The organism is Micromonospora sp. USAFONa4 (genome assembly GCF_057197825.1).
Genome location: NZ_CM170072.1, coordinates 3134805 through 3156302, shown reverse-complemented (window position 1 = coordinate 3156302; position 21498 = coordinate 3134805). Strand labels below are relative to the sequence as shown.

Annotated in this window: 14 protein-coding genes and 1 pseudogene; 4 read left to right on the top strand and 11 right to left on the bottom strand. The window is 67.3% G+C overall.

Going from position 1 to position 21498, the window contains the following annotated elements:
• The 3 genes from AC0OO9_RS13695 to AC0OO9_RS13685 all read right to left on the bottom strand — a co-directional run bounded on the left by AC0OO9_RS13695 (position 1) and on the right by AC0OO9_RS13685 (position 3436).
• A complete protein-coding gene (locus AC0OO9_RS13695) occupies positions 1-717 on the bottom strand; it encodes a hypothetical protein (RefSeq protein WP_484517524.1) in 717 nt (238 codons plus the stop codon).
• Positions 717-2705: a KAP family P-loop NTPase fold protein gene (locus AC0OO9_RS13690; RefSeq protein ID WP_484517523.1), complete on the bottom strand. Its 1989-nt coding sequence runs from the start codon at positions 2703-2705 to the stop codon at positions 717-719. Before AC0OO9_RS13690 ends, AC0OO9_RS13695 begins: the two co-directional genes overlap by 1 nt.
• Positions 2706-2944: 239 nt before the next feature.
• Positions 2945-3436: a hypothetical protein gene (locus AC0OO9_RS13685; protein WP_073827125.1), complete on the bottom strand. Its 492-nt coding sequence runs from the start codon at positions 3434-3436 to the stop codon at positions 2945-2947.
• Positions 3437-3955: 519 nt separating this feature from the next.
• On the opposite strand from AC0OO9_RS13685, the gene AC0OO9_RS13680 reads away from it, so the two are divergent.
• Positions 3956-6901 carry a tetratricopeptide repeat protein gene (locus AC0OO9_RS13680; protein WP_484517522.1) on the top strand — a complete coding sequence of 982 codons (2946 nt, stop codon included), beginning with the start codon at positions 3956-3958 and terminating at the stop codon, positions 6899-6901.
• 389 nt (positions 6902-7290) lie between these two features.
• On the opposite strand, the gene AC0OO9_RS13675 is transcribed toward AC0OO9_RS13680, so the two are convergent.
• The 5 genes and pseudogenes from AC0OO9_RS13675 to AC0OO9_RS13655 all read right to left on the bottom strand — a co-directional run bounded on the left by AC0OO9_RS13675 (position 7291) and on the right by AC0OO9_RS13655 (position 12897).
• The gene (locus AC0OO9_RS13675) at positions 7291-7731 is read right to left on the bottom strand and encodes a GIY-YIG nuclease family protein (RefSeq protein WP_484517521.1); all 441 of its coding nucleotides are present in this window, start codon (positions 7729-7731) and stop codon (positions 7291-7293) included.
• A 349-nt stretch (positions 7732-8080) separates the two neighbouring features.
• Positions 8081-9037 carry a PIN domain-containing protein gene (locus AC0OO9_RS13670; RefSeq protein ID WP_484517520.1) on the bottom strand — a complete coding sequence of 319 codons (957 nt, stop codon included), beginning with the start codon at positions 9035-9037 and terminating at the stop codon, positions 8081-8083.
• A 1565-nt stretch (positions 9038-10602) separates the two neighbouring features.
• Positions 10603-11072, bottom strand: a pseudogene (locus AC0OO9_RS13665) (tyrosine-type recombinase/integrase); the annotation flags it as partial.
• A 40-nt stretch (positions 11073-11112) separates the two neighbouring features.
• Positions 11113-11517, bottom strand: coding sequence for an arsenate reductase ArsC (locus tag AC0OO9_RS13660; protein WP_484517519.1), 405 nt, complete (start codon positions 11515-11517; stop codon positions 11113-11115).
• Between the two features lie 159 nt (positions 11518-11676).
• Positions 11677-12897 (bottom strand): FAD-dependent oxidoreductase, encoded by a 1221-nt coding sequence (locus AC0OO9_RS13655; protein WP_484517518.1) that lies wholly within the window; start codon positions 12895-12897, stop codon positions 11677-11679.
• A gap of 61 nt (positions 12898-12958) precedes the next feature.
• Between AC0OO9_RS13655 and AC0OO9_RS13650 the strand changes: the two genes are divergently transcribed.
• The 3 genes from AC0OO9_RS13650 (at position 12959) to AC0OO9_RS13640 (ending at position 16535) form a co-directional block, all read left to right on the top strand.
• A complete protein-coding gene (locus AC0OO9_RS13650) occupies positions 12959-14494 on the top strand; it encodes an MFS transporter (RefSeq protein WP_484517517.1) in 1536 nt (511 codons plus the stop codon).
• Complete coding sequence (locus tag AC0OO9_RS13645; RefSeq protein WP_484517516.1) at positions 14478-15059, top strand: TetR/AcrR family transcriptional regulator; 582 nt, start codon at positions 14478-14480, stop codon at positions 15057-15059. Before AC0OO9_RS13650 ends, AC0OO9_RS13645 begins: the two co-directional genes overlap by 17 nt.
• 120 nt (positions 15060-15179) lie before the next feature.
• Positions 15180-16535: a flavin monoamine oxidase family protein gene (locus AC0OO9_RS13640; RefSeq protein WP_484517515.1), complete on the top strand. Its 1356-nt coding sequence runs from the start codon at positions 15180-15182 to the stop codon at positions 16533-16535.
• Between the two features lie 434 nt (positions 16536-16969).
• Here AC0OO9_RS13640 and AC0OO9_RS13635 read toward each other — a convergent pair whose 3' ends face one another.
• The 3 genes from AC0OO9_RS13635 to AC0OO9_RS13625 all read right to left on the bottom strand — a co-directional run bounded on the left by AC0OO9_RS13635 (position 16970) and on the right by AC0OO9_RS13625 (position 21201).
• Complete coding sequence (locus AC0OO9_RS13635; protein WP_484517514.1) at positions 16970-17980, bottom strand: hemolysin family protein; 1011 nt, start codon at positions 17978-17980, stop codon at positions 16970-16972.
• Positions 17980-19299, bottom strand: coding sequence for a hemolysin family protein (locus AC0OO9_RS13630; protein WP_484517513.1), 1320 nt, complete (start codon positions 19297-19299; stop codon positions 17980-17982). The genes AC0OO9_RS13635 and AC0OO9_RS13630 overlap by 1 nt, the downstream gene beginning before the upstream one ends.
• Positions 19300-19950: 651 nt before the next feature.
• Positions 19951-21201 (bottom strand): S8 family peptidase, encoded by a 1251-nt coding sequence (locus AC0OO9_RS13625; protein WP_484517511.1) that lies wholly within the window; start codon positions 21199-21201, stop codon positions 19951-19953.
• Positions 21202-21498: the final 297 nt, after the last annotated feature.

Below are 21498 nucleotides of genomic sequence, written 5' to 3'. Positions count from 1 at the left end.
TCAGCTCTCCAGCATGTCGAGCGCCTCGTAGACCGTGCGCAGCGTTTCGTCGATGATGGCGCGTCCCTGCGGTCCGGCCCAGTCGACCTGCAGGGCGTCTGAGGGCATGCCGAGGTGCACGAAGCTGTGCACCATCTGCTGCAGGTCCTGCTCTGCCTGCTGGGTCTTGACCGGGTCGTCGAGGCGGGCGAGACGCTCGGCGATCACCGGGATGCGGTTGTAGATGTAGCGGGCGAGGAACAGTTCGAGCAGGTCCCGGACGTGGTCGGCGTCCAGGCTCACGGCGTCGAGTTCGGCCCAGCTGTCGGCATCGGGGAACAGTTCGGCGAGCACGTCGAACATCGCGTCGCGGGCGGCTTGGCTGTCGAGGTCGGCGCCGTCTCCGGCGACGTAACCGGCCAGGGCGTCCAGGACCATGAGCCGGTCGGCTCCGACGAGGTTGCCGAGGCCTTGAGCGTCCAGGGTCTCACCGAGGCCGGTGCCGCCGATTCCGGCGAGTACCGCACCCAGGCGTTGGGCCCCGACGCGTCCAGCTCTGGCCCCGGCGACCGCGCCGGTGACGCCGCCGAGAACGGCGACGTGACGAGCCAAGACCCGGCGCAGCACAGTCGGGCTGCGCCGGCCCGAGTCGGCTGCCTGCATGAGCGAGGTCGCGGCGTGTTTCAGCGGCGTCCATGCACCGCCGCTGCCGCCGGTGCGGTCGGTCGAGGTTCCCATCAGCGCGAAGCTCGGGCCTTACGCACGAGCGCGACCATGCCGGTCAGATCCGCCCGGTCGGCGTTGTGCCAGCTGGTCAGCAGCGTATCGGTCCGAGGATCGTCGGCGGGAAGACGCGCAGCCACCGTGGCAACCTGCTGGGCTGGCACCGCAGTGACGGGAAGCCGGCCGAGCGCGGCGAACAGCGCGTTGCGCGAGCCCGGCAGTTTCTCCATGGCCTCGCACACCGCGGTGAACGCCTTGTCCGGGGTGGTCAGCAACTCGCGGGCGAGCGCTTCGATTACGGCGTCGTGGTCGGCCTGCGGTGCGGTCTTCAAGTCTTCCAGAGCTGCTCGGCGCAACCTTGTCACGCCGAGCAGATGTTGCAGCAGCCGCTGCTGACGGCCGCTGAGACGCCCGAGTGTCACCACGTCCAGGCTCAGCCTGTCGCGGGAATAGGTGAAGTACGGGCGAAGATCCACCGCTCCCAGGCGGGGCGGCAGCTGCAACCACGCCTGCACCTCCGGCTTGTCGGCCCATTGCCGCACCGTCTCGTCGACGGGCTTCACCGCGGCGGGCTTGGCCTTCTTGCGGGCCTTGGCCGGAGCCTCGGCGGCCCCGCTTGGGTCGGTTGCGGGCGGATCCTGCTGCGGATCGGAGTCGTTGTCTCCCTCGGAGAAGACCAATTGCTCAGCTGCCGCCAACTGGGGGCATGACGCCCCCCGGGCGGTGACCTGCCAGTCGAACAACTGCTGGAACTGCGGAAACTGCTGGTCCTCCAGGAGCATCAACTTGGCCAGGATCGACGGGTCGAGGCTCACCTTGCGCCGGCCCGCGCTCAAGCGTCGAAGCTGCAATGTGTTGAGGAACTGCTTGAGCTGGCGTGGGTTGCGTCGCGAGCCGCCTGCCAGCACCGGCGCGATCTGCGCCGCCCACTGCAGATCGGTCACCAACTCCGGCGGCGCGTCAATCTTGAGGTCGGCCAGCGTTCCCAGGTCGAAGATCACTTCGAGCATGTTCGTCGCCCGCTGCGCAACGACGTGCTCGCGTACCGCCCCGAACTCGTCCTCACCCAGGTGCAGTTCGGCCAGGAGCAGGTTGACATAGGTGACCGCCTCGGGGATCGCGAGCGCGGGCACGGTGATCTTCTGCTGGAGCATCTTCTCGAGGTACTGCGCGCCGATTCCTGAGGCGCGCTGGTCGTCGCGCAGCTCCGGGTACCGGGCGTCGATAGCGACCGCGACGATCTGCGGGTGCGCGGCGAGTACGAACGCCGTACGAGGCGCGCCCAGCAGCAACCGGATTGCCTCGAAGGTGTCCACGACAGTTTCGGGCAGGCAGCGGTCGAGGTCGTCGATGAACACCACGACCGCTGCGACTTCGTCCTTGAGGGCCTCCATCAACGCGGCGAAGCGGTCACGGAAGTCGTCGACCTCCGTGATCGGCTCCGCGGCCGCGCTGGCCGCCGGCTCAGGGCTGTCCTCGAGGCGCTGGGCCGCCGCCGCCGCGCCAGCCTGCGCCGCCTGTTGCATCAACTGCAACATCTGTGGATCCATGCTCGGATCCAGCATCCCCGCCACGAGCGGAACGGAGCCCGGAATCAGCCCCGTCCCCCTGCGGGCCACCCGGCGAGCCGGCCGGCGCAGCTTGCGAGCCAACGCCCGCAACCGCCCGATCTCCTCCTGCTCTTCCTCTTGCTCCGGAACCGCCGCCGCGAGCTGACTCAAGACCGTGGACATCAGCGAGACCTTGACGTCTTCGTAGTCCTCGTAGCGCCACGGGCTGAACGGCACACATACGTAGCGCCGCTTCTCGCCGGCGTCCTGCCCGGGATCGGCGGCGAGCTCGGCGCAGGCCTGCTTCATCAGACTGCTCTTGCCCGACCCCCAGTCGCCGAGCACCCCGACGGTCAGCGGGAGCAGCTTCGGCTCTGACAGGACGACGAGCAGGCTGTCGAGCAGGAACTCGAAGCCCAGCAAATCCACGTCGGTCTCGTTGTCCGACCACATGGCGACCGCCCCCGTACGACGTCTGCAACCCACCCGCTCTGGCACGACGCAGCTCGGCGCGGCGCAAGAACACGGTACCTGCCAGCGGCAACCGCGCCGATCGGGTGACGCCCCGCCACCGGCCCGGCACGGCGGCCACCTATCGGATGTCCTGCTCCACCCGTGGCGGCCTTCATGAGGCGCTCCGAGGCCAGTAGCGTGATGCGGGTGGAGCCGCGAACCCGGGGAAGGGCCAGCCGCTACTTGCCAGCGGCGACATCGACAGCGAGCGCGACAAGGGCTGTGACCGCCTGGAGCGCGCCAAAGCCCAACGCCCACAACGCGATACGGGCTTCGAACGCCATCCGTCTGCCAGGTGTCTGGGTCACCACCGGCGACGCAACCTCCTGGACGGCTGCCGGCGTCGGAGGTGACGGCACAGCCGCGAACGACGGCGGAACGATGTGTATCCGGTGAAGCCAAGGATCCAGCCAACTTGCAGCGCCGAGATGGCGAACCCAGGCCACAATCTTCTGTCGCTTGTGCTTTGGGCAGCCTACGAGAACCTTGCCGTCCTTCATGCAGGGCTTGTGTGTGGTCTTGGTGAGGACGAGACACTTGGCGTCGATCCTGAAGCCGAAGTAGTAGCAGACGTACAGCACGCCTGCCGACGAGAAGAACAGAATGCAGACGACGTTCTCCCAGAACGTGGGCTGCGCGACGGGCTCCGGATTCGCTGCCACGAGAAGCACGACACTGCAATCTACAGCAGGCGATCAACTAGCCTCGGAACGTGAGCGTCTCACGGAGGCTCGTCGACCGCTGCCGTCCGACGCTCGGTACGCGCTCGCAGCGACGACCAGTAAGGGTCTTCGCGCCGGTGGTTACCAGCCGTGGTGGTGCTCCGTTGGTGCTCGGATGTTCGGAACCTGACCAGCACGCTCGGAACAGGACCAGCACAGCACGTCCTGCATGGCCAATCGCCGGCTGCGGAAGATTGGAACCCCGCTCCCGTCATCGCCCTGACCAGCAGACACACGGTCGTCCGTTTCAGCATGTATAAGCACGTGGTGGCGGTGGCGTCGATCGACGCACTTGCACCGGTGGGCAAAGAGGTAGTTACCCTGAACGCGGTATCTGGCAGGGTCGCCAAGGCGTTGTTATTCCGGGCATGATGCGGCAGATTGGCCAGCGGCTGGTCGGTACCCGGCACAGTCGGGGCCATCGATAAGTCACGGCGAGGGAAGGCCGATATGGTTCACGCTGACGAGGTGAAGGTTGCGAACCGGGCCGAGGCGCTCTCGTGGGCCGCTGCCCCTGCAGGACCCCTTCCGGCGCCGCCGCTTGATACCCGGGCTCAGGTGCTGCCGATAGGTGACCTGCAGTGGGCTGACGCCGAGCGTCTGTTTGTCAGGCTGTTGGATACGGTCCAGCCGCTGCAGTTCGTCAAGCTTTTTGGCGTTCGAGGGCAGGCCCAAGCGGGGATCGATGCCTACGCCCGGCTCCCGATCGATCTGACTCCGGATGGGAATGGCGGTCGGGACTACATCGCCCTGCAGTCCCGCAGGGTTAGGTCGCTGACCCCCGCCAAGATTAGGAAGGCTGTCGATGACCTGTTGAAGGGTGAATGGGCCGATCGGACGGCGACCTTTTACTTCGCCACCTCCTTCGATCTTCAGGACACGAAGTTCGACACCATGATCCGGGAGCAGACCGAACGGTTGGCCGGGCTCAGGATTGCCTTCGTCCCGTGGGGTCTGCAAGAAGTCTCCACGCTTTTGAAGGACCAGCCGCTTCTGGTCGACGACTTCTTCGGGCGGGCATGGGTCGGACGCTTCTGCGGCCAAGAGACAGCCCAGGCCCTCACCGAAACCCTGACGCGCGCGCTCTCTCCCGAGCCGCACGGCTTGGATCCAGCGGTCGCGGTGACACAGCGCCCTGTGGGCCAACGGGTTGCGGTACCACGCCGTGTCGGACTCGTGCCTGCCCTCGCGGCGTCATTTCAGCCGCGTGGCGGGTTGTACGATGATGTCCGCCCCGGGGAGACAGTTGTCCTAACGGGTCTGGGTGGCGTCGGTAAGACACAACTCGCCGCTGACTTCGTCCGCGCCTACGGCCCAGACTCTGCCGTGGTCGTCTGGGTGACCGCGTCGTCTCGGGACCAGGTACTGGCGACCTACGCGGAGGCGGCTCGTGAGGTGCTTGGCCCGCAGGACAGTGTCGAACTGGCAGCCGAGCGGTTTCTCGCCTGGTTGGCAACCACGCAGGATGGTTGGGTTGTCGTTCTCGATGATCTGCAGACGACTGCCGACCTACGCGGTCTCTGGCCGCGAGGACCTGCCGGAAGAGTCGCCGTCACGACCAGACGTCGTGACGCCGCCCTTACCGGATCCCAGCGACGGGTCGTCGACGTGGATGTCTTCAGCGCCGAACAGGCATTCGATTACTTGCGCTCGGCACTCCAGCAACGCCATGTACTCGCTGACGACATCGACGGCGTTGTCGACGACCTGCAAAGACTGCCGCTCGCACTTGCCCAGGCCGCGGCGTTCATGCTTGATCGGCAGCTACGGTGCAGCCAGTACCGGCACCGATTCGCGGACCGACGCAGGCGCCTGTTCGAACTGCTACCCGAACCGGACGCACTACCCGACGAGCACCGTCACACGGTCGCGACGACTTGGTCACTATCCATGGACGTCGCAGATCGGCTTCCGCCGGCCGGTGTCGCCCGGCCGTTGATGGAACTGCTCAGTGTTCTGGACTCCGACAGCATCCTGGCCGGCCTCGTGACCGGGCACGCTGCCCGAAATTGGCTCTCCTACGCGGTGCACTCGGATGCCGGAGCGACTGGTGCCCTCACTCCTGTCGACATCGATGTGTTTCAGGACGGCCTGCTGACGCTGCATCGGCTGAGCCTGCTTCGCCACGACGGTGACATCGTCCGGGTTCATGCGCTCGTGCAGCGTGTCACCCGCGAGGAACTCGACGTCGACCGCCGCTCGTCGGTGGTCTGGGCGGCTGCTGATCTGCTGCTGGAGTACTGGCTCAACGGCGGGCATAGTGCGGAACTCGCCCTGACGATGCGGGCCAACGTCGACGCGCTGCGGCGTCACGACCACGGCGAGCTCATCGGATCGGCCGTGCACCCGGTACTGATCCTGGCCGGCGTCCGTCAAGGCGAACGCGGAGATCCGCTGGGTGCCGTCGAGTACTTCGAGGATCTGCTGGCCTCAGCGATGCAGCATCTGCCGCCTCATCATCCGACAATCTTGGAGATCCGCGGTCTTGCCGCCCGATGGCGGGCAGCAGCCGGAGATCCCGTCAGCGCCATCGCGATCCACGAGGAACTGGTCGATGACTTCGAGCGCCACAAAGGACCCGACGACCCTGGCACCATCGTGGCCCGCGCCAACCTAGTCGTCTGCCGAGCTAAAGCCGGCGCCCTGGCCCGAGGCGTCCAAGAGATGAAGCAGATTCTGGTCGACTGCGAGCGGGTTTTCGGACCGCGAAACATCCACACGCTCGACGCACGGGGGCACCTTGCCGGAATGTACGGGGAGGTCGGGGAGTACGAGAAGGCCCGCGTGATGTTCGCCCAGTTGGCCGCCGACCTGCTCGAATTCTTCGGCCCCGACCATCGGGACACTCTCACGGCGCAGGGTCTGCACGCTCGCTGGATCATGGAATGCGGTAACCCGCGGGCGGCCATCCCACTTCTGCGACGTGTGCTCAAAACACGCCTGCATCAGCTCGGCCCCGACGATCCCGACACACTCGCGACTCGAAGCAACCTCGCCCAAGCACTCCAAGCGGCCGGAGAGGTCCGGGAAGCGGCCGAAGAGCTTGATACCGTGCGGGCCGACCACGTGCGGGTGATGGGCTCGGACCATCCGCAAACATTGACCGCGCGTAATAACTATCTGCTCGGCGTGTCTCTCGAAATGGATGCGGACGAGGCGGCAAACGCCTGGATGGATCTTATCGACGACAGTGAACGTGTTCTCGGCCAATATGCTCCAGCAACGCTAAACAGTATGCACAACTTCGGTGAGTGGCTCGCGTACGCCGGTTACCTGGATGACGCCGTCGGATGGCTGCAGAACACACTCACCGGACGGACCATCGCCCTCGGTCTGGAACACCCACACACGAAGGCCACCCAAGAGTTCCTCAACCAACTGCGAGGCGCGACAGGCGGGACCGTCCGGGCATAGGGCTGGTCCGTCCGGTGCGAGGGCCGGTGCGCCCGAGTTCTAGCCTCTCCGAATCGGTGCGGCCGTCAACGACGGTCAAGCTGCGCTCCTCAAGTTCTGCCTGCTCGGGAGTCGAGGCCTCTGGTCTGCCTCGCTTGATACCACATCTGTCGATGGACGTAGGGGGCCGAGCGAGGCAGAAAATCCTTGCCCCGGTCGCGGGACTCCGGGAAGCGCGCTCGCTTATCGGCTGCGAGACCTTGCCGCCCTTGGTCTGGTGTCGGTCTCACCTACCGAGGACGTGCGCGGGCGGGCTGCGGCTCCTGCGGGGCCTGCTCGGGGCGGTCGGCGTCGAGTGGGGCGCTGCCGAGCCGGTCGGTCAGCGGCGCGGGTGGCGCCGTGGTCGCCGGTCACGGGTAACACTTCTCGGAGCAGATGGAGCCGATGAACCCCGTCAGCTCGGGGTGGTTCTGGAACCATTCGAGATGATCGGGGAGACGCAGGTGGTCGAAGCGCAGGTGGAGATCGTGCTCCCGTCGCTTGCGGGCGTACTTGCTGTCTTCGGCGATGACGTGCAGCAACTCCAGGCCGTGGGGGTTGCCGCCATGAAAGGGGCGCATCCGCTCGTACGGGTCGGCGGCCTCGCCGATCTTGATGAAGGGGTCGCTGGCGATGAAGTACACGCCGGCGTAGTGGTGCGGCAGGCCGGGGTCGCCGAGGTAGCCGAAGACGGTCGACTCGGCTTCGATCATGGCCTCGGTCGGGTCGCCGTGGGTGCCGTAGCTGCGGATCTCTTGTCGGTATCGGGCGGTCAGCCGCTTCCGACCTTTGTATTCGCCGTAGGTGGTCATGGGTCACCGTGCCGGCTGGTGGTGAGGCTGTCAACCTTCACGCCGACCCTGTTGAGACTCTGGGCTTGCTCTACCTGGGTCTAGCGGAGCGCACCAAGCATGCGAGTGTGGCCGCGGAGTTCGGCGAGGTACTCCGCGACGTCGCGGTCGGCGCTGGCGGCCAGGGGCCCAGGCGGGCCGCTGCCGCCTGCCACACGATCGCCAACTCGACCTCCCTCGCCGTGATCCGCCGTTCCAGTTCCTCAAGGCTGCCCATCGCTGGCGATTTCCCCGGTGGCACGGGCGGTGGCCAGGGCGGTCTGCCCGGTGGTCAGCCCGACTGGGGAATCATCGCCACACCGTGCGATGTCTACCGGGCTGGCACGGCTTTGGTCTTGACCGTCGGCTTGGGCTCTGGCTTTGCTGGCTCGTCGCCTATGTCCTTGGTGGGCTTGAGGACTCGTACGTCGAGCATCCGGGCGCGTAGGGCCATGCTCGTGTCCATGGTCAGCAGCCGGATGGGCAGCGATCGGGTGTAGGGCTGCAGCGCGAGTGTCCGATCGATGATCTCGTCGTCGGTGTCGGCCAGCCGCACATGGTGCGCGTCGTCGAACAGCACCTCGATGGTGACCTTGTCGTGGGGCACACCGCCGGCTTCGATGACCTCGTTGTGGTTGTCGGCCTCGCGGATCGTCACGCGTGATCGCGGCTGCTCCAGCAGCTCGTCCAGAACGCCGAGGGTGTGCGCGGCACGCCACCGGCTCTGTTGGTTGCCCGATTCTTTGAGCCGGTCCAGCTCGTCGACCACCACCCGGGGCACCACGAGGCGTACCTCCTCGTATCCGACGTTGAGCAGATCTGCGTACGCGATGTCACGGATCTTGTCGGGGTGGTGGATGAAGACGCTGGTGTCCACCACGATCACGTAAGCGTCGGAGCTCCACCTGGCGATCTCGGCCTTGAGCGCTGACCATGCCTGTTCCCACACGTCGGCCCGCTCGGTGAGCTCAGCGCTGAGTAGATCCTGGGTAAACCGATCGCGGCGGTCGCCGAACTCGGCCAAGCGCCAGAACCGCGCGGTGAAGATCAGGCGGTCGATATCGGTGGACCGGATCTGGTTGCGCAGGACCCGAGCGTTCTCGTTCGCCCAGTCCAGGTACTTGGTCAGATCACCGTGGTTGTTCCCGATCGTTGTTTTGGCCCGGAACAGCAGGTCGAGCACGTGCGAGGCGTGGGCGCCGGACGACAAGGTGACAAGCATGGCGACGATCTTGCCAGCTCCGTCCGCCTTAGCAGCACTGACATTCGGCGGCATCGCAGCTGACATTCGGACGACATTCAACCAAGATCAAAATCATTCGCCGTCATCGGGCGGCGGACTGTGGAGGCGCTGCTGCGAGGGCTTGCGCCAAGCGTTGCCCGCGCCTGCCGCTGGGCTGCATTCTTGGTTGGTTCCCTCGTTGCTGAGTCTGACGTCTTGGGTCTGTCGGGACATATCCACCGTAGTCGAGGAGAGCGACCAGCTGTGTGGGTTTCCACACCGCGACGGCGGGCCGCTGCGCGGTGGCCTTCCACTCGGCTACGCGGGTCTCGGTCCACACCTGGGCCTGTGGACGCGGCGGACGCGCGGGTAGCTCTACGTGACGGGCCGGGTTGGTGGTGAGCAGATCCTCTCGGACCGCGCCGGTCAGCGCCGCCCGCAGCGTTGTGTGAATGTGCTGCAGGGTGCAGGTGCTCTGCAGTTGCCCCGATCGGTTACGGGTGGCCGCGATCTGCCCGAACGCCGCGGTCAGCTGCCGTGCGCTCAGATCACCGCCATCTGCGCTGCCCGCGTTCCTTGGTTGACATCAGGCACTCTGAGCTACTGACCCTTGGGGGTGTGGGCGGGAACAGCATCGGCTATGGCGCAGGGCCGGCGCTCCACCCCTGGACGCCGGCCCCGCTGCGCGTTGTCGACGGAGCGCAGAAGAGCACGCGCTTGGTCGTCGACGGCGCGACCCCTCGCCGTGAGTATCGATTGAAGCCGTCAATGGTTAGAAGGGTGAGGAAGCGGTGTCCGCGGCGGTGTGGCGGCCGGGCTGCCGGTGAAGCACCTGCGCAGCTGCGCCTATGCGTCCGACGTCACCTGATGAAGGTGGACGAAGAGCCGGGCGCAGGTGGCGTCGGGCAGGAAGTCCCAGCCCGGAAGGAAGATCTTGAATCCGACGGGACCGCCTGCTGGGCACAGATCCGCCGACCAGTGCCCGTCGCCGGTTCATGTCGTGCACTTCGACCAGGGACACGACGGAGGCGTCGCGGTAGGCGGTGGCGGCCAGCAGTTGAGGTGCCAGTGCATCCGGTGCAGGCGGTCTGGGGTTGCCCGTGCCGGTTGCGGGTGGCGGCGATCTGTGCGAACGCGGCGGTGAGCTGCCGCGAGTTCAGATCGCCGAGGGTCAACTGACCCAGGTGCGGAATCAGGAAAGGGCTCGACGTCGCGGATGTAGTGCAGTCGTGTGGTCGGTCGGATCCGGGTCCTGGTCGACAGCCAGTACCGGAGCCAGCGGGCCAGGGTCCAGGGCCGGCCGGCCTGCTCCTGGGACAACGACAGCAACTCGTCGCGGGCCTTACCACTGGCAGCGGACGGTCGGCCGCACTACAGCGGCGGTTACCAGCCGTGATGGTGCTCCGTTGGTGCTCGGATGTTCGGCGCATGACCCGCACGCTCGGAACAAAACAAGCACAGTGCGTCCCGCGCGGCCGATCGTCGCCCCGCAGGATGTTGCACTCGAATCGCGGTACCGCCCTGACCAGCAGATACTCAGCCACTTGTTTCGGCACGCAACAGCACTCAGCGATACGCACAAAGTGATGATTACGCAGCGTAGAGAGCATCTGACGGGTTCGGACTACGGATCAGAAGGTTAGGGGTTCGAGTCCCTTCGGGCGCACAAGATCAAATAACGTCTGGCCTGCGGAAACGCGGTCAGGCGTTTTTTGTTGATCGTCCGCTCTGGATGGTGGGTGTCGCGTGGGTGTCATGCGGGTGTCGTAACTCTCTGTGATCATCGTGGTGGTGCGGGGGCTTTGACCTGCTGTTTTGCGGGTGGGTCGGGCTGCGGCGAGGACCAGGCGTGCGGTGGCGTCGGCGCATCTGCGCTGGGCGGGGGGTAGGACGCTGGTGTAGGTGTCGGCGGTGGTGACGATGCTGGCGTGGCCGAGGAGGTCTTGCACGGTTTTGAGGTCGGCTCCGGCTCCGTGGGCGAGGGACGCCGCGCCGTGACGTAGGTCGTGGAGCCGGATCGGTGGGAGGTCGGCTCGGGTGACGAGTCGGTGAAGTGCCGGGTGGCGTGCTGAGGGTGTAGCGGTCTGCCGTCGGGGCGGATGGACACGTGCGAAGGCCATCTGCGGGGCTGCCTGTCTAGGTCAGTGTTCGGCGCGTAGCCGGGTGAGGAGCTGTTCGACGCGTGCGCGTATGTCGTCGCGGATGGCGCGGACGGTGTCGAGGTCGTGACCGGAGGGATCGTCGATGTTCCAGTTTTCGTAGTGTTTGCGGGGGAAGAGGAGTGGGGTGTCGCCGCATCCCATGGTGATGATGACGTCGCTGGTGAGGAGGGCCTGGTCGTCGATTTGCCAGGGTTGTGTGGTGTCGATGTCGATGTCGACCTCGGTCATGGCGGCGAGCGTGGCGGGGTTGAGTTGACCGGGTGTGGCTGCGGCTGAGTGAACGCGGACGCTGTTGCCGGCGAGGTGGCGTAGCCATCCGGCGGCCATCTGGGAGCGGCCGGTGTTGTTGGCGCAGATGAATAGGACGATGGACGGGGTGCTCATGGTGGGCTCCGGTGGGCGGTTAGGGCGTGTTGCGGAGTTTGGGAGCAAGGCTCGCGCGGATGCCGTGGTGTCGGCGCCGTCGCGGAAGCCGGCCGTTCGCGGGCAGGGCTTGGGCTTGGTGGTCAAGGGCCGGGCGTTGCGGTCGAGGTGGTCAGCGGATCAGCGTGGCCTGGGGTCCGCTTGGTGGTCTGGGCGGTCGGGTCGTTTCGGCTCTCTGTTGAGGGCTTGCGTGGCTTCGGCGGGTTGCCGTGTGAGGTTGCTGCGGGTGAGTGAGCGGGAGCGGGGGATGGTGGCGGGGACGATGTTCGCTGTGGCGTGCAGTAGTTCGGGGATGGCGCCGAGGCGTTGGCGAAGGTGTCGGCCGGTGAGGCTTTGGAGCAGGCCGGCGGTGGCGCGTTGCAGGAGTTTCGCGACAGGCCGGACGCGGGTGTCGTAGCGGCGCAGGGCGCTTTCGAGGTTGCGAGGATTGGTGGGTAGTTCGGCGGCGAGGACGCTGGCGCCGAGCAGCGCGGCGTGTACGCCTGAGCCGGAGAGCGGGTCGACGCAGTGCGCGGCATCGCCGACGAGCACGACGCGTCCGGTGTGCCAGCGGGGCATGCGGACTTGCGCGAAGCGGGTGACGCGGATCGTGTCGACGGTGTTGGTGTAGGCCGTCAGGTCGTTGAATCGTGGGCCGTTCGCGTTCAGCAGCTTCCGTACGCTGGGAAGCAGCTCGTGTGCATTCCATCGGTGCTCACCGGTGCTCAGGGAGGTGAGCAGCAGGAGTTCCTCGGTGCCGGGGTAGGGGAAGATCTGCGCGGTGGAGCCGGCGCCAAGTAGGAGGTCTGCGCTGTCGCGCCGTGCGGCGCTGGCCGGCACATCGATCCAGACGCTGGTGTAACCGTTGAGATAGACGAAGGCGTCGTCGGCGCCGAAGACCAGGCGCCGAACGGTGGACCGCAAGCCGTCCGCGCCGACGATCACATCGAAGCTGCCGGTGGTGCCGTCGTCGAAGTGTGCGACGACGTGCTCGGTGCGCTGTTCGATCGCGGTCAGGCGGCACCCGAAGCGGACAGGAACGACCGTCGAGGCGTAACGGGAGATTGCGCTCACCAGCTCGCCGCAGCGCGCGAGCCGGTACCCCACAGGGCGTAACTTGCCCAGATTGCGACCTTTGCGGGCGATGCGGATATCCGGGGAGTCTCCGCTCGCCCGCTCGATGACGTCCCCGGCCCCCAAGCCCTCAAGCAGCTGCCGGGCCGTCCGATCGAGCTGGATCTGATAGCCCCCGCGGTAAGGCTCGGCGACCGTGTCGACGACCGTCACCTCATGCCCCACCCGACGCATGGACAACGCCGCCACGCTCCCGGCGATCCCCGCTCCGACTACCAGCACACGCATACCGTCACCCCTAACTGACCATCCGGTCGGTTGAACAGTTCAGATGGTATAGTGTCTTGCTGTGACCGCAACCCTCATCCGAAGCCGCGCCGGCCGGCGCGAATGGCTCTCCCTGGTCGTGCTCACGCTCGCCGTCGTGCTGCTGGCGGTCGACGGCACGGTGCTCGTCCTGGCGATCCCGGCGCTGACCGCGGACCTGCTGCCCACCTCGACGCAGGTGCTGTGGACCGGCGACATCTACTCGTTCATGCTCGCCGGCCTGCTGGTGACGATGGGTAACCTCGCCGACCGGATCGGGCGCAAGAAGCTGCTGCTGATCGGATCGGTCGGGTTCGGGCTCGCCTCGGTGGCCGCCGCGTTCGCGCCGAACCCGGAGATGCTGATCCTCGCGCGCGCGCTGCTGGGCCTGTTCGGCGCGACGATCATGCCGTCGACCCTGTCGATCCTGCGCAACATGTTCGAAGACCCCAAACAGCGGGCCAGTGCGATCGCGGTGTGGGCGGCCGGCGCGACCGGTGGCGCGGCGGTGGGCCCGCTCGTGGGCGGGGCGCTGCTGGAGAACTTCTGGTGGGGCTCGGTGTTCCTGATCAACGTGCCGGTGATGCTGCTCGTCCTGGTGTGTGGCATCGCGTTGCTGCCGGAGTCGAAAGGCTCTGCGGGCAAGCGCATCGACCTGGCCTCGGCAGTGCTGTCAGTGGTGACGATCGTCGCGATCGTGTATGCCATCAAGCACGCCGCCAGTGACGGCTTCGATGTCGCCGTCGCCGTCACCGCGGCGATCGGTCTGGCGGCAGGCGCGATGTTCGTACGCCGGCAACGCCGGCTCGAGCATCCGCTGGTGGACATCTCCCTGTTCAGGGTCCCCGCGTTCGCCGGAGCGGTCATGGCGGAGACGATCGCGGTCTTCGGCTTCATCGGTCTGTTGTTCTTCTTCTCGCAGTACCTGCAGCTCGTCCGCGGCCTCGGCCCGCTGCAAGCGGGCCTGGTGGAGTTGCCCGCGACGATCGCGTCGATGCTCGTCATCGCGATCGCCGCGACCGTGCTCACCCGCCTGGGTCGCGGCCGCGCCATCGCCGTGTCGATGATCGTCTCGGCGTCCGGACTCGCCCTGCTGGCTGCCGCCGAGAATGCTCCCGGCTACTGGCTGCTGTGCGCCGCGCTGTCCATCTGCGGCCTGGGCGCCGGTCTGAGCATGACGCTGTCCACCGACGCCGTCGTCGGCGCCGTTCCCAAAGAGCGGGCAGGCGCCGCGTCATCGGTGTCGGAGACCGCCTACGAGCTGGGGGTCGCCCTCGGCATCGCCGTGCTCGGATCGCTGCACAACGCCCTCTACCGGGCCAACCTCGATCTCCCCGCGGGGCTACCCGAAGACGCACGCAGCGCCTTCACCGACTCCCTCGCCACCGGCGCCGCCGTCGCCGCGCAGACTGGTGACGAACTGGCTGCCACCATGAACGCGGCACAACACGCCTTCACCGAGAGCATGCAGGTCACCTCCCTGGTCGCTGCGGCGCTCCTACTGTTGGCATCCGCCGTCGCGTGGCGATTGATCCCCTCGACCAAGGAAGTGGAGACCCCGTATGGCCGACACCACTAGACGACCAGCGACCCGCGACCGGGAACGCACCCGCCAGGCCGTCATCGCCGCGACCGAACAGCTGCTGCAAGAGCGCGGAATGCGGTTCAGCATCGCCGACGTCGCCGCCGCCGCCGAGATATCCAAAGGCGGGGTGCTCTACCACTTTCCCAACCGAGACGCGCTCCTCGTCGCGGTGGTCGAGCATGCCATCGCCCGCTTCCGCAGCGAGGTCATGCACCACACCGACATCTCCGAGAACCGCGCCGGAAAGCTGCTGCGCGGCTACGTCCGCGCACTCTGCGGCGGCAGCGAAGAAGCCGTCCGGACCTTCGCCCCCTTCACCCACTGGGCAGGCATCGAGGAAATTCCCGAGATCGCCACGCTGCTGCGCGCCGACGCCGAATGGTGGCGCACCACCCTACTCAAAGACGGACTACCCGCCAGCCGAACCCACACCGTCCGGTTCGCCGCCGAAGGCGTTGCCGCCGCCATCGCAACCGACGTCTCCTACATCACCGACGACGAACTCACACTCACCCGCACCGCACTCCTCGAACTGGCCGAACCCGACGCGCGCCCCTGATCGATGCGATGACACCTGGCGTTCGTCACCGCGCTCAGAGCAGACGCATGCCGGGCAGGGCAGGGCTGTGTTGACCCGCAACTGGACGAGAGATATCGCGACGTCGAAAGGAGCACGACCATGAACATCGCCAGTACCCGATCCGCCGACGTCGTCGTCGTCGGTGCCGGGCTCGCAGGGCTCACAGCGGCAGATCAACTCGCCCGCGCGGGGCATGACGTCGTCGTCCTCGAAGGGCGCGACCGGATCGGCGGAAGGATCCGCAGAACCGAAGTTGCGGGCGTCTGCGTTGATGCCGGCGCGACCTGGGTGGCGCCAGGCCACACCGCGGTACGCGATCTCGCAAGCCGCCTCGGCTGCGAGTTCGTGCCCCAATTCCACCAGGGCAAGGGAATCGTCTCCTTCGGTGGCAGGCGCAGGATCGAAAGCATCACCGCCCTGGCCCCCTGGGTCATGCTCGACCTCTGGCGAATCACGAGCAAGCTACAGAAGACCGTCGACGCTCTTCCCGTCTCGTCCCCCTGGGAACACCCCCGTGCCGCACGGCTCGACTCGATGTCGTTCGGAGAATGGCTGACGGCGAACCACGCCTTGAAGAACACCCGGAAATTCATGAACATCTTCAGCCTGGTGCACTGGGGCGCGCCCGTCGGCGACGTGTCCCTGTTCAACGTGCTGCGATACATCAAGAACCTCGGCGGCATCGAACACATGCTCGCCGTCGAAGGCGGTGACCAACAGGACCGGGTGCTGGGCACCACCTACACGCTGGTCGAGAGGCTCGCCGACACGTTGGGCTCCCGTGTGCTGGTAGGCGCTCCCGCCGAACGCATCACCACGGTCGGTGAACGCGTCACGGTCGAGACCAGCAACCACACGATCGAAGCCCGGTACGTCATCGTCACGGCGTCACCGACCCACCGCTCGACGATCGAGTTCACGCCGGAACTCCCACAGCGCCACTACGGCCTCTCCCGCAGCTGGCGGCTGGGAGCGCTCAGCAAGGCATTCGTCGCCTACAGCCGCCCTTTCTGGCGAGACGGCGGCCTCTCAGGAACAGCGATGTCCGACGACGAGACCGTTTTCCTGACCTTCGATGTCAGTCCCCACGCCAACGGCCCCGGCATCCTCATGGTGTTCTGCGACGCACGCGCATTCGACGGATACGACGAGGACGAGCGCCGCCGCCGCGTCGTCAGCCACCTCGTCCACCTGTACGGTGAGCCCGCACGCCAGACCAGCGACTACACCGATTTCTCCTGGGGCAACGACGTATTCGCGCCCGGCGGGCCGAATCCGGCAGTCGGACCGAAGGCATGGACAACATTCGGACAGCTGCTGCGCGAACCGGTAGGCCTCGTGCACTGGGCTGGTACCGAGACAGCCGACGAGACCTCCGGCAGCATGAACGGCGCAATCCTGTCCGGCCAGCGCGCAGCAACCGAGGTGGCCACCCGCCTACACGCCGGGCGGTGACTACGGCATCCACGCGGCCAAAAAGGGCAATACCGGACATCGGCACAAGTATCTGACGCAGTCGGGGCCGGTGGGTGGATACCACGACGCTGGCGGGCTTGCCGAGGCGGTGAGCGACGGGCCGATCGGTGGCCGGGGTCAGCAGCCCGCAGCCGGTACCACCGCAGCCGCGATCCGCCGTCGCCGGTGACCTTGCTGCGGCGCGGCGGAATGGTGTATCGGCGACTGCGAAAGCCGCATGTCCTCGCAGCGGGGCTCCGATCGGCTGACCTACGTTGATCAGACGACCGGGTGCGAGGCCTTACTGCACCTGAATGTTCTCTCGGCCGGCAAGTTGGTCGGGGACGGCAGACGCGTCGAGTAGCGTCCGTGTGCTGAGGTCCGCGTTGGCCCAGCGTCCTGGCCTGTTCGCGCACCGGCGGGTGGGTGGAGGGTCAGCGGGCCCCGGCGGGGGCTCGGAGCAGCCGCTCGACCACGTCGGTCAGGGTGGCCACCGCCGGGCCGTTTGGGGTGGTGACCACCACGAGGTGGTGGCGGGTGGTCCGCATGATGGCCAGGGCCTCGTAGGCGAGCGTCGAGCCGTCGAGCACGAGGACGTCGCGCATCACCTCGCCGGCGGTCTGGTCGTCCGGCTGGTCCATGGTGTCGCGGACGTGGACCACGCCGACGGCCGCGCCGTCGCGCAGGACGACCACCCGCAGGTGGCCGGTGTCGCGGGCCACCGCGCGCACCGTCAGGACGGTGTCGGCCGTCCCCACCGCGGTCAGCTCACGCTCCGGGCCGGTGAGATCGGCCAGGGTGAGTTGGTCGAGGTCGAGGGCATCGGTGAGTTGCGCGGAGTACGACGCGTCGAGCGCGCCGACGTTGGCCGAGTGCTCGACCAGGTGGCGCAGATCGGCGGCGTTCTGGCCGGTGGCGATGGTGTCCCGGGGCTCTACGCCGACCCGGCGCAGGCACCAGTTGGCGCTGGCGTTGAGGGCACGCAGCACCGGGCGGGTGAACCACATGAAGGCGCGCATCGGCATCGCCAGGGCGATGGCGGTCTTCTCCGGGTGGGCGATGGCGTACGACTTGGGGGCCATCTCGCCGATGACCAGGTGCAGGAAGGTCACGACCAGCAACGCCAGTGCGAAACCGGCCGCGTCGGCCGTCCAGCCGGGTGCGCCCCAGGACAGGAACATCGGAGTCAGCGCGTAGTTGACGGCCGGTTTGGTGACCGCGCCGAGCCCGAGCGCGCAGGCGGTGATACCGAGCTGGCAGCCGGCCAGCAGCACGGTCAGCTCGTCGAAGCTGCGCACCGCCGCGCGGGCCGACCGGCTGTGCTCGGAACGCGCGTCGAGCCGGTGCCGACGGGCCGCCAGCAACGCGAACTCGGCGGCCACGAAGAAGGCGCTGAGCACGATCAGCACAACGGTGACAGCCACCACCACCCATGGGCCACCCATCAGCGGTTCTCCTCCGTCCGCAGCAGGACCAGCGACGGGACGTGCCGCTCCAACTCCACCACCTCGAGTGTCAGGGGGACCTCGCCGAGGCTCAGCCGGGCCACGGCGCCGGGGGCGGGCAGCTCGCCGAGCAGTTCGATGACCAGGCCGGCGAGGGTCTCGCTGTCCGATTCGGGCAGGTCATGCCCGATGGTGCGCTCGACCTCGTCCAGTGGCAGCGTGCCGACCAGTTCCCAACTGCCGTCCGCCGCTGCCAGCGCGGCTGGCGACGTGGGTGCCGTGGCCTCGTCGTGCTCGTCCTCGATCTCCCCCACCAGTTCCTCGGCAAGATCCTCCACGGTCACCACGCCGGCCAGCCCGCCGTGCTCGTCGAGCACACAGGCGAGCTGGACTTTCCGCTCGGCGAGGGTCTGCACGACCCGGGGCAGTGGCATCGAGGTCGGGACCAGCACCGGCGGCCGCATGATGTCGGCCACCGTGCCGGCACCGTCGCGGTCGATGGCGAGCAGGTCGGCGAGGTGCACCACCCCGATCACGCCGTCGCGGTCGTCGAGCACCGGATAGCGCGAGTGGCCGCCGGCGATCTTGGTCCAGAGTTCCTTGGTGGTCAGGCCGGGCTCCACGACATCCACCCGGGCCCGCGGGACCATCGCGTGGGCGGCGTCGCGGTCAGGAAAGTCGAGCACCCGGTCGAGCAGCATCCACAGTTCGGTGGGCAGGTCCCCGGAGTCGCGGGAATCGCTGACGATGTGTTCGAGGTCGCGGCGGCTGGCGGCGTGTTCCACGTCGTGCACCGGTTCCATGCCGAACAGGCGCAGCAGGGCATTGGAGGACTTGTCGAAGAAGGCGATCAGCCACCCGAACACCCGTAGGTAGATCTGGGTGGATCCGGCCAGCCAGAGGGCCACCGGCTCGGGCCGCGAGATGGCGAGGTTCTTGGCGAACAGCTCGCCGAACAGCATCTGCACGAAGGTCGAGAGCAGCAGCGCGGCCACTGTGCCGACGGCGACGCCGACGCCGGTCGGGACGCCGACCCCGCCGAGGGCGGTGCCGACCGACTCACCGATCAACGGCTCGGCGACGTAGCCGACCAACAGGGCGGTCACTGTGATCCCTAGCTGGGCGCCGGACAGCATGAAGGAGGTCCGGCGGGTCACGTCCAGCGCTCGCCTGGCGGCGGTATCACCCTCTGCGGCGCGGGCCTTGAGCCGCGACCGGTCGACGGCCATGTACGCGAATTCCTGCGCCACGAAGTAGCCGGTGGCCGCGGTGATCGCCAACACCACCAGCAGCCCCAGGAGGAGACTCAGCACCCACACGGGGCCACGCTCCCGATGCCGGTGGCGCCGGGCGAATCAGGCCCGCAACGGCGAGCCAATGGTCTCGGACGTTGGCCGTCGCCCATCGGGTCGTGCCCCTCCTCGTGTCAGCAGTGACCGAAGTGTGGCACGGCTGCCTGGCAGCAACCTGACAATTCCCCTCCTGACTGATATGCCCCCCTCTTCCTGACCTTTCCCTTGGCGGCGAGGCCCAGGCGTACCGGCAGACTTCTGGTGCTCGTGGCCGCTGACGGGCCTAGGCGGTGTCTTCGAAGGATCTTGGTGTCGGATGTGAGGTCCCCCCGCCTTGATGGAAGCGGTGGTTACCTGCTGCCGGCTGGTGCAGGTTGACATGACCGCAGCGTGTGCAGCTGTCTGTGCTGGACATGATCTGTCGAGAAACTCACCTTCAGAAGAGGGGGGACGATGGCTCGTCCTGCCAAGCCTCCGCAGACCTACATCGCGGACTGTCTCGACTGCAACCACCACTGGGTGTCTCGCGCCGGATTTGGCGTTCCGGGTCAGTATTAGAAGGTTGGGGGTTCGAGTCCCGTCGGGTGCACGTCACGATCAAGGCCGTTACCAGCGGAGACGCTGGCAACGGCCTCGATCGCTTCTGTGGGTGGGGACGGGGCGTCCCAGGATTTGAAGTCAGAGCGCCGGGGACAGGTGCAGGAGACGGTTGGGCGAGCCGGCCCCCGGGTTGATCACGACCGGGTTGGCGACGCTGAACAGGTAGCTGGCCACCTGGGCCGGTGTCCAGGTCGGGTTGTTGCTGAGCACCCGAGCGGCGACGCCGGCGACGAGCGGCGCGGCGTGCGAGGTGCCGCTGATCGTCTGGGTCGCGGTGGTCGAGTTCCACCAGGCCGACGTGATGCGATCGCCTGGAGCGAAGATGTCCAGGCAGGGACCGAAGTTCGACCAGCTTGCCCGGTTGTCGTTAGTCAACGTCGCGCCCACGGTCAGCACGGCCGGCACCGACGCGGGTGAGACGGTGCAGGCGCTCACGTTCGAGTTGCCGGCCGGAACCGTTACCGTGATGCCGTCGGCGACCGCGTTCGTCACTGCCGTGTTGAGCGCGACGGTGGGGCTGGTCAGCACGCCGATGTTCGCCACGGCCGGCTGCCCGGCGAGGTGGTTGGCGATCATCCAGTTGATCCCGTTGATCAACATTGACAGCGTGCTCGGCAGGGCGCAGTCGAACACCTTGACCGCGACCGGCACGACGTTCTTGGCCGCCCCGTAGGTCGTCCCGCCGACGGTGCCGGCGACGTGGGTGCCGTGCCCGCTGCAGTCGTTGGCCGGGAGCGTGCCGTCGACGGCGTCGTAGCCGTACACCGCCTGGCCGCCGAAGTCGGCATGGCCGATCTGGATTCCGCTGTCCACGATGTACGCCCGGACGCCGGTCCCGACACTGGTGAAGTTGTAGGTGCCGCTGAGCCCCAGCGGTGCGTCGATCCGGTCGAGGTTCCACGGCGCGTTCGTCTGGGTGGTGGCCAAGCTGGTCAGGCGGTCCTGCTCCACGACCGCCACCGCCGGGTCGGCGGCCAGCCGGCGGGCCACCGGCTCGGAGGTCCGTACGGAGAAGCCGGTCAGCGCGTCGCGCCAGACCTGGTCCGGGCGGAAGCCGTACCGGTCGGCGAGGCGGGACACTCCAGCCTGCCGATCGGCGACCGTACCGCCGCTGTCCTTGAGGGTGACCACGTAGCTGCCGGGCACGGGGGTGGCGTTGCCGGTGCCGAGGATCTCGCCGGTCGCCCCGGACCGCGCCTCGGTGGCGGGTGTCGCAGTGGCCGGTCCGGCAGCCACGGTGAGGAGCAGGACCGTGGTGGCGAGCGTGGCCATGGCGGCCGTTCCGGCTCGACGTTCGCGGGCGAAGATCGTGTGGCGGTGGAGTCTCATCTCCCAGCCTCCCTTTGTTCCGGCCATTCCGGCGGGCGTACGACGCGCCGATTGAATGGTCCGAACGGTTTTGCTGGATCGTACAGTCGATATATGGCTCTATTCCATCGTGGAATTAACGAATTCAATCGACAGAGGTCTTTTTGGGCGTGGAGTGAGAAGAGTTCTGTCTCTATGTATCAGGGCTGCTTCCGGGGCCTCGACTGCGGCTGCTGCTGTCTGCCGGGCCGCAGCCGGCCGCGTCCTGGGCGCGGCCACGCCGGAAGCAACCGCGAGGACTGACGGCTGCACAGGCAT

Excerpts from the sequence above, each read along its gene's own strand:
- AC0OO9_RS13695 (WP_484517524.1), bottom strand. The coding sequence starts at position 717 with ATGGGAACCTCGACCGACCGCACCGGCGGCAGCGGCGGTGCATGGACG.
- AC0OO9_RS13690 (WP_484517523.1), bottom strand. The coding sequence starts at position 2,705 with ATGTGGTCGGACAACGAGACCGACGTGGATTTGCTGGGCTTCGAGTTC.
- AC0OO9_RS13675 (WP_484517521.1), bottom strand. The coding sequence starts at position 7,731 with ATGACCACCTACGGCGAATACAAAGGTCGGAAGCGGCTGACCGCCCGA.
- AC0OO9_RS13670 (WP_484517520.1), bottom strand. The coding sequence starts at position 9,037 with ATGTCAGCTGCGATGCCGCCGAATGTCAGTGCTGCTAAGGCGGACGGA.
- AC0OO9_RS13660 (WP_484517519.1), bottom strand. The coding sequence starts at position 11,517 with ATGAGCACCCCGTCCATCGTCCTATTCATCTGCGCCAACAACACCGGC.
- AC0OO9_RS13655 (WP_484517518.1), bottom strand. The coding sequence starts at position 12,897 with ATGCGTGTGCTGGTAGTCGGAGCGGGGATCGCCGGGAGCGTGGCGGCG.
- AC0OO9_RS13645 (WP_484517516.1), top strand. The coding sequence starts at position 14,478 with ATGGCCGACACCACTAGACGACCAGCGACCCGCGACCGGGAACGCACC.
- AC0OO9_RS13640 (WP_484517515.1), top strand. The coding sequence starts at position 15,180 with ATGAACATCGCCAGTACCCGATCCGCCGACGTCGTCGTCGTCGGTGCC.
- AC0OO9_RS13635 (WP_484517514.1), bottom strand. The coding sequence starts at position 17,980 with ATGGGTGGCCCATGGGTGGTGGTGGCTGTCACCGTTGTGCTGATCGTG.
- AC0OO9_RS13625 (WP_484517511.1), bottom strand. The coding sequence starts at position 21,201 with ATGAGACTCCACCGCCACACGATCTTCGCCCGCGAACGTCGAGCCGGA.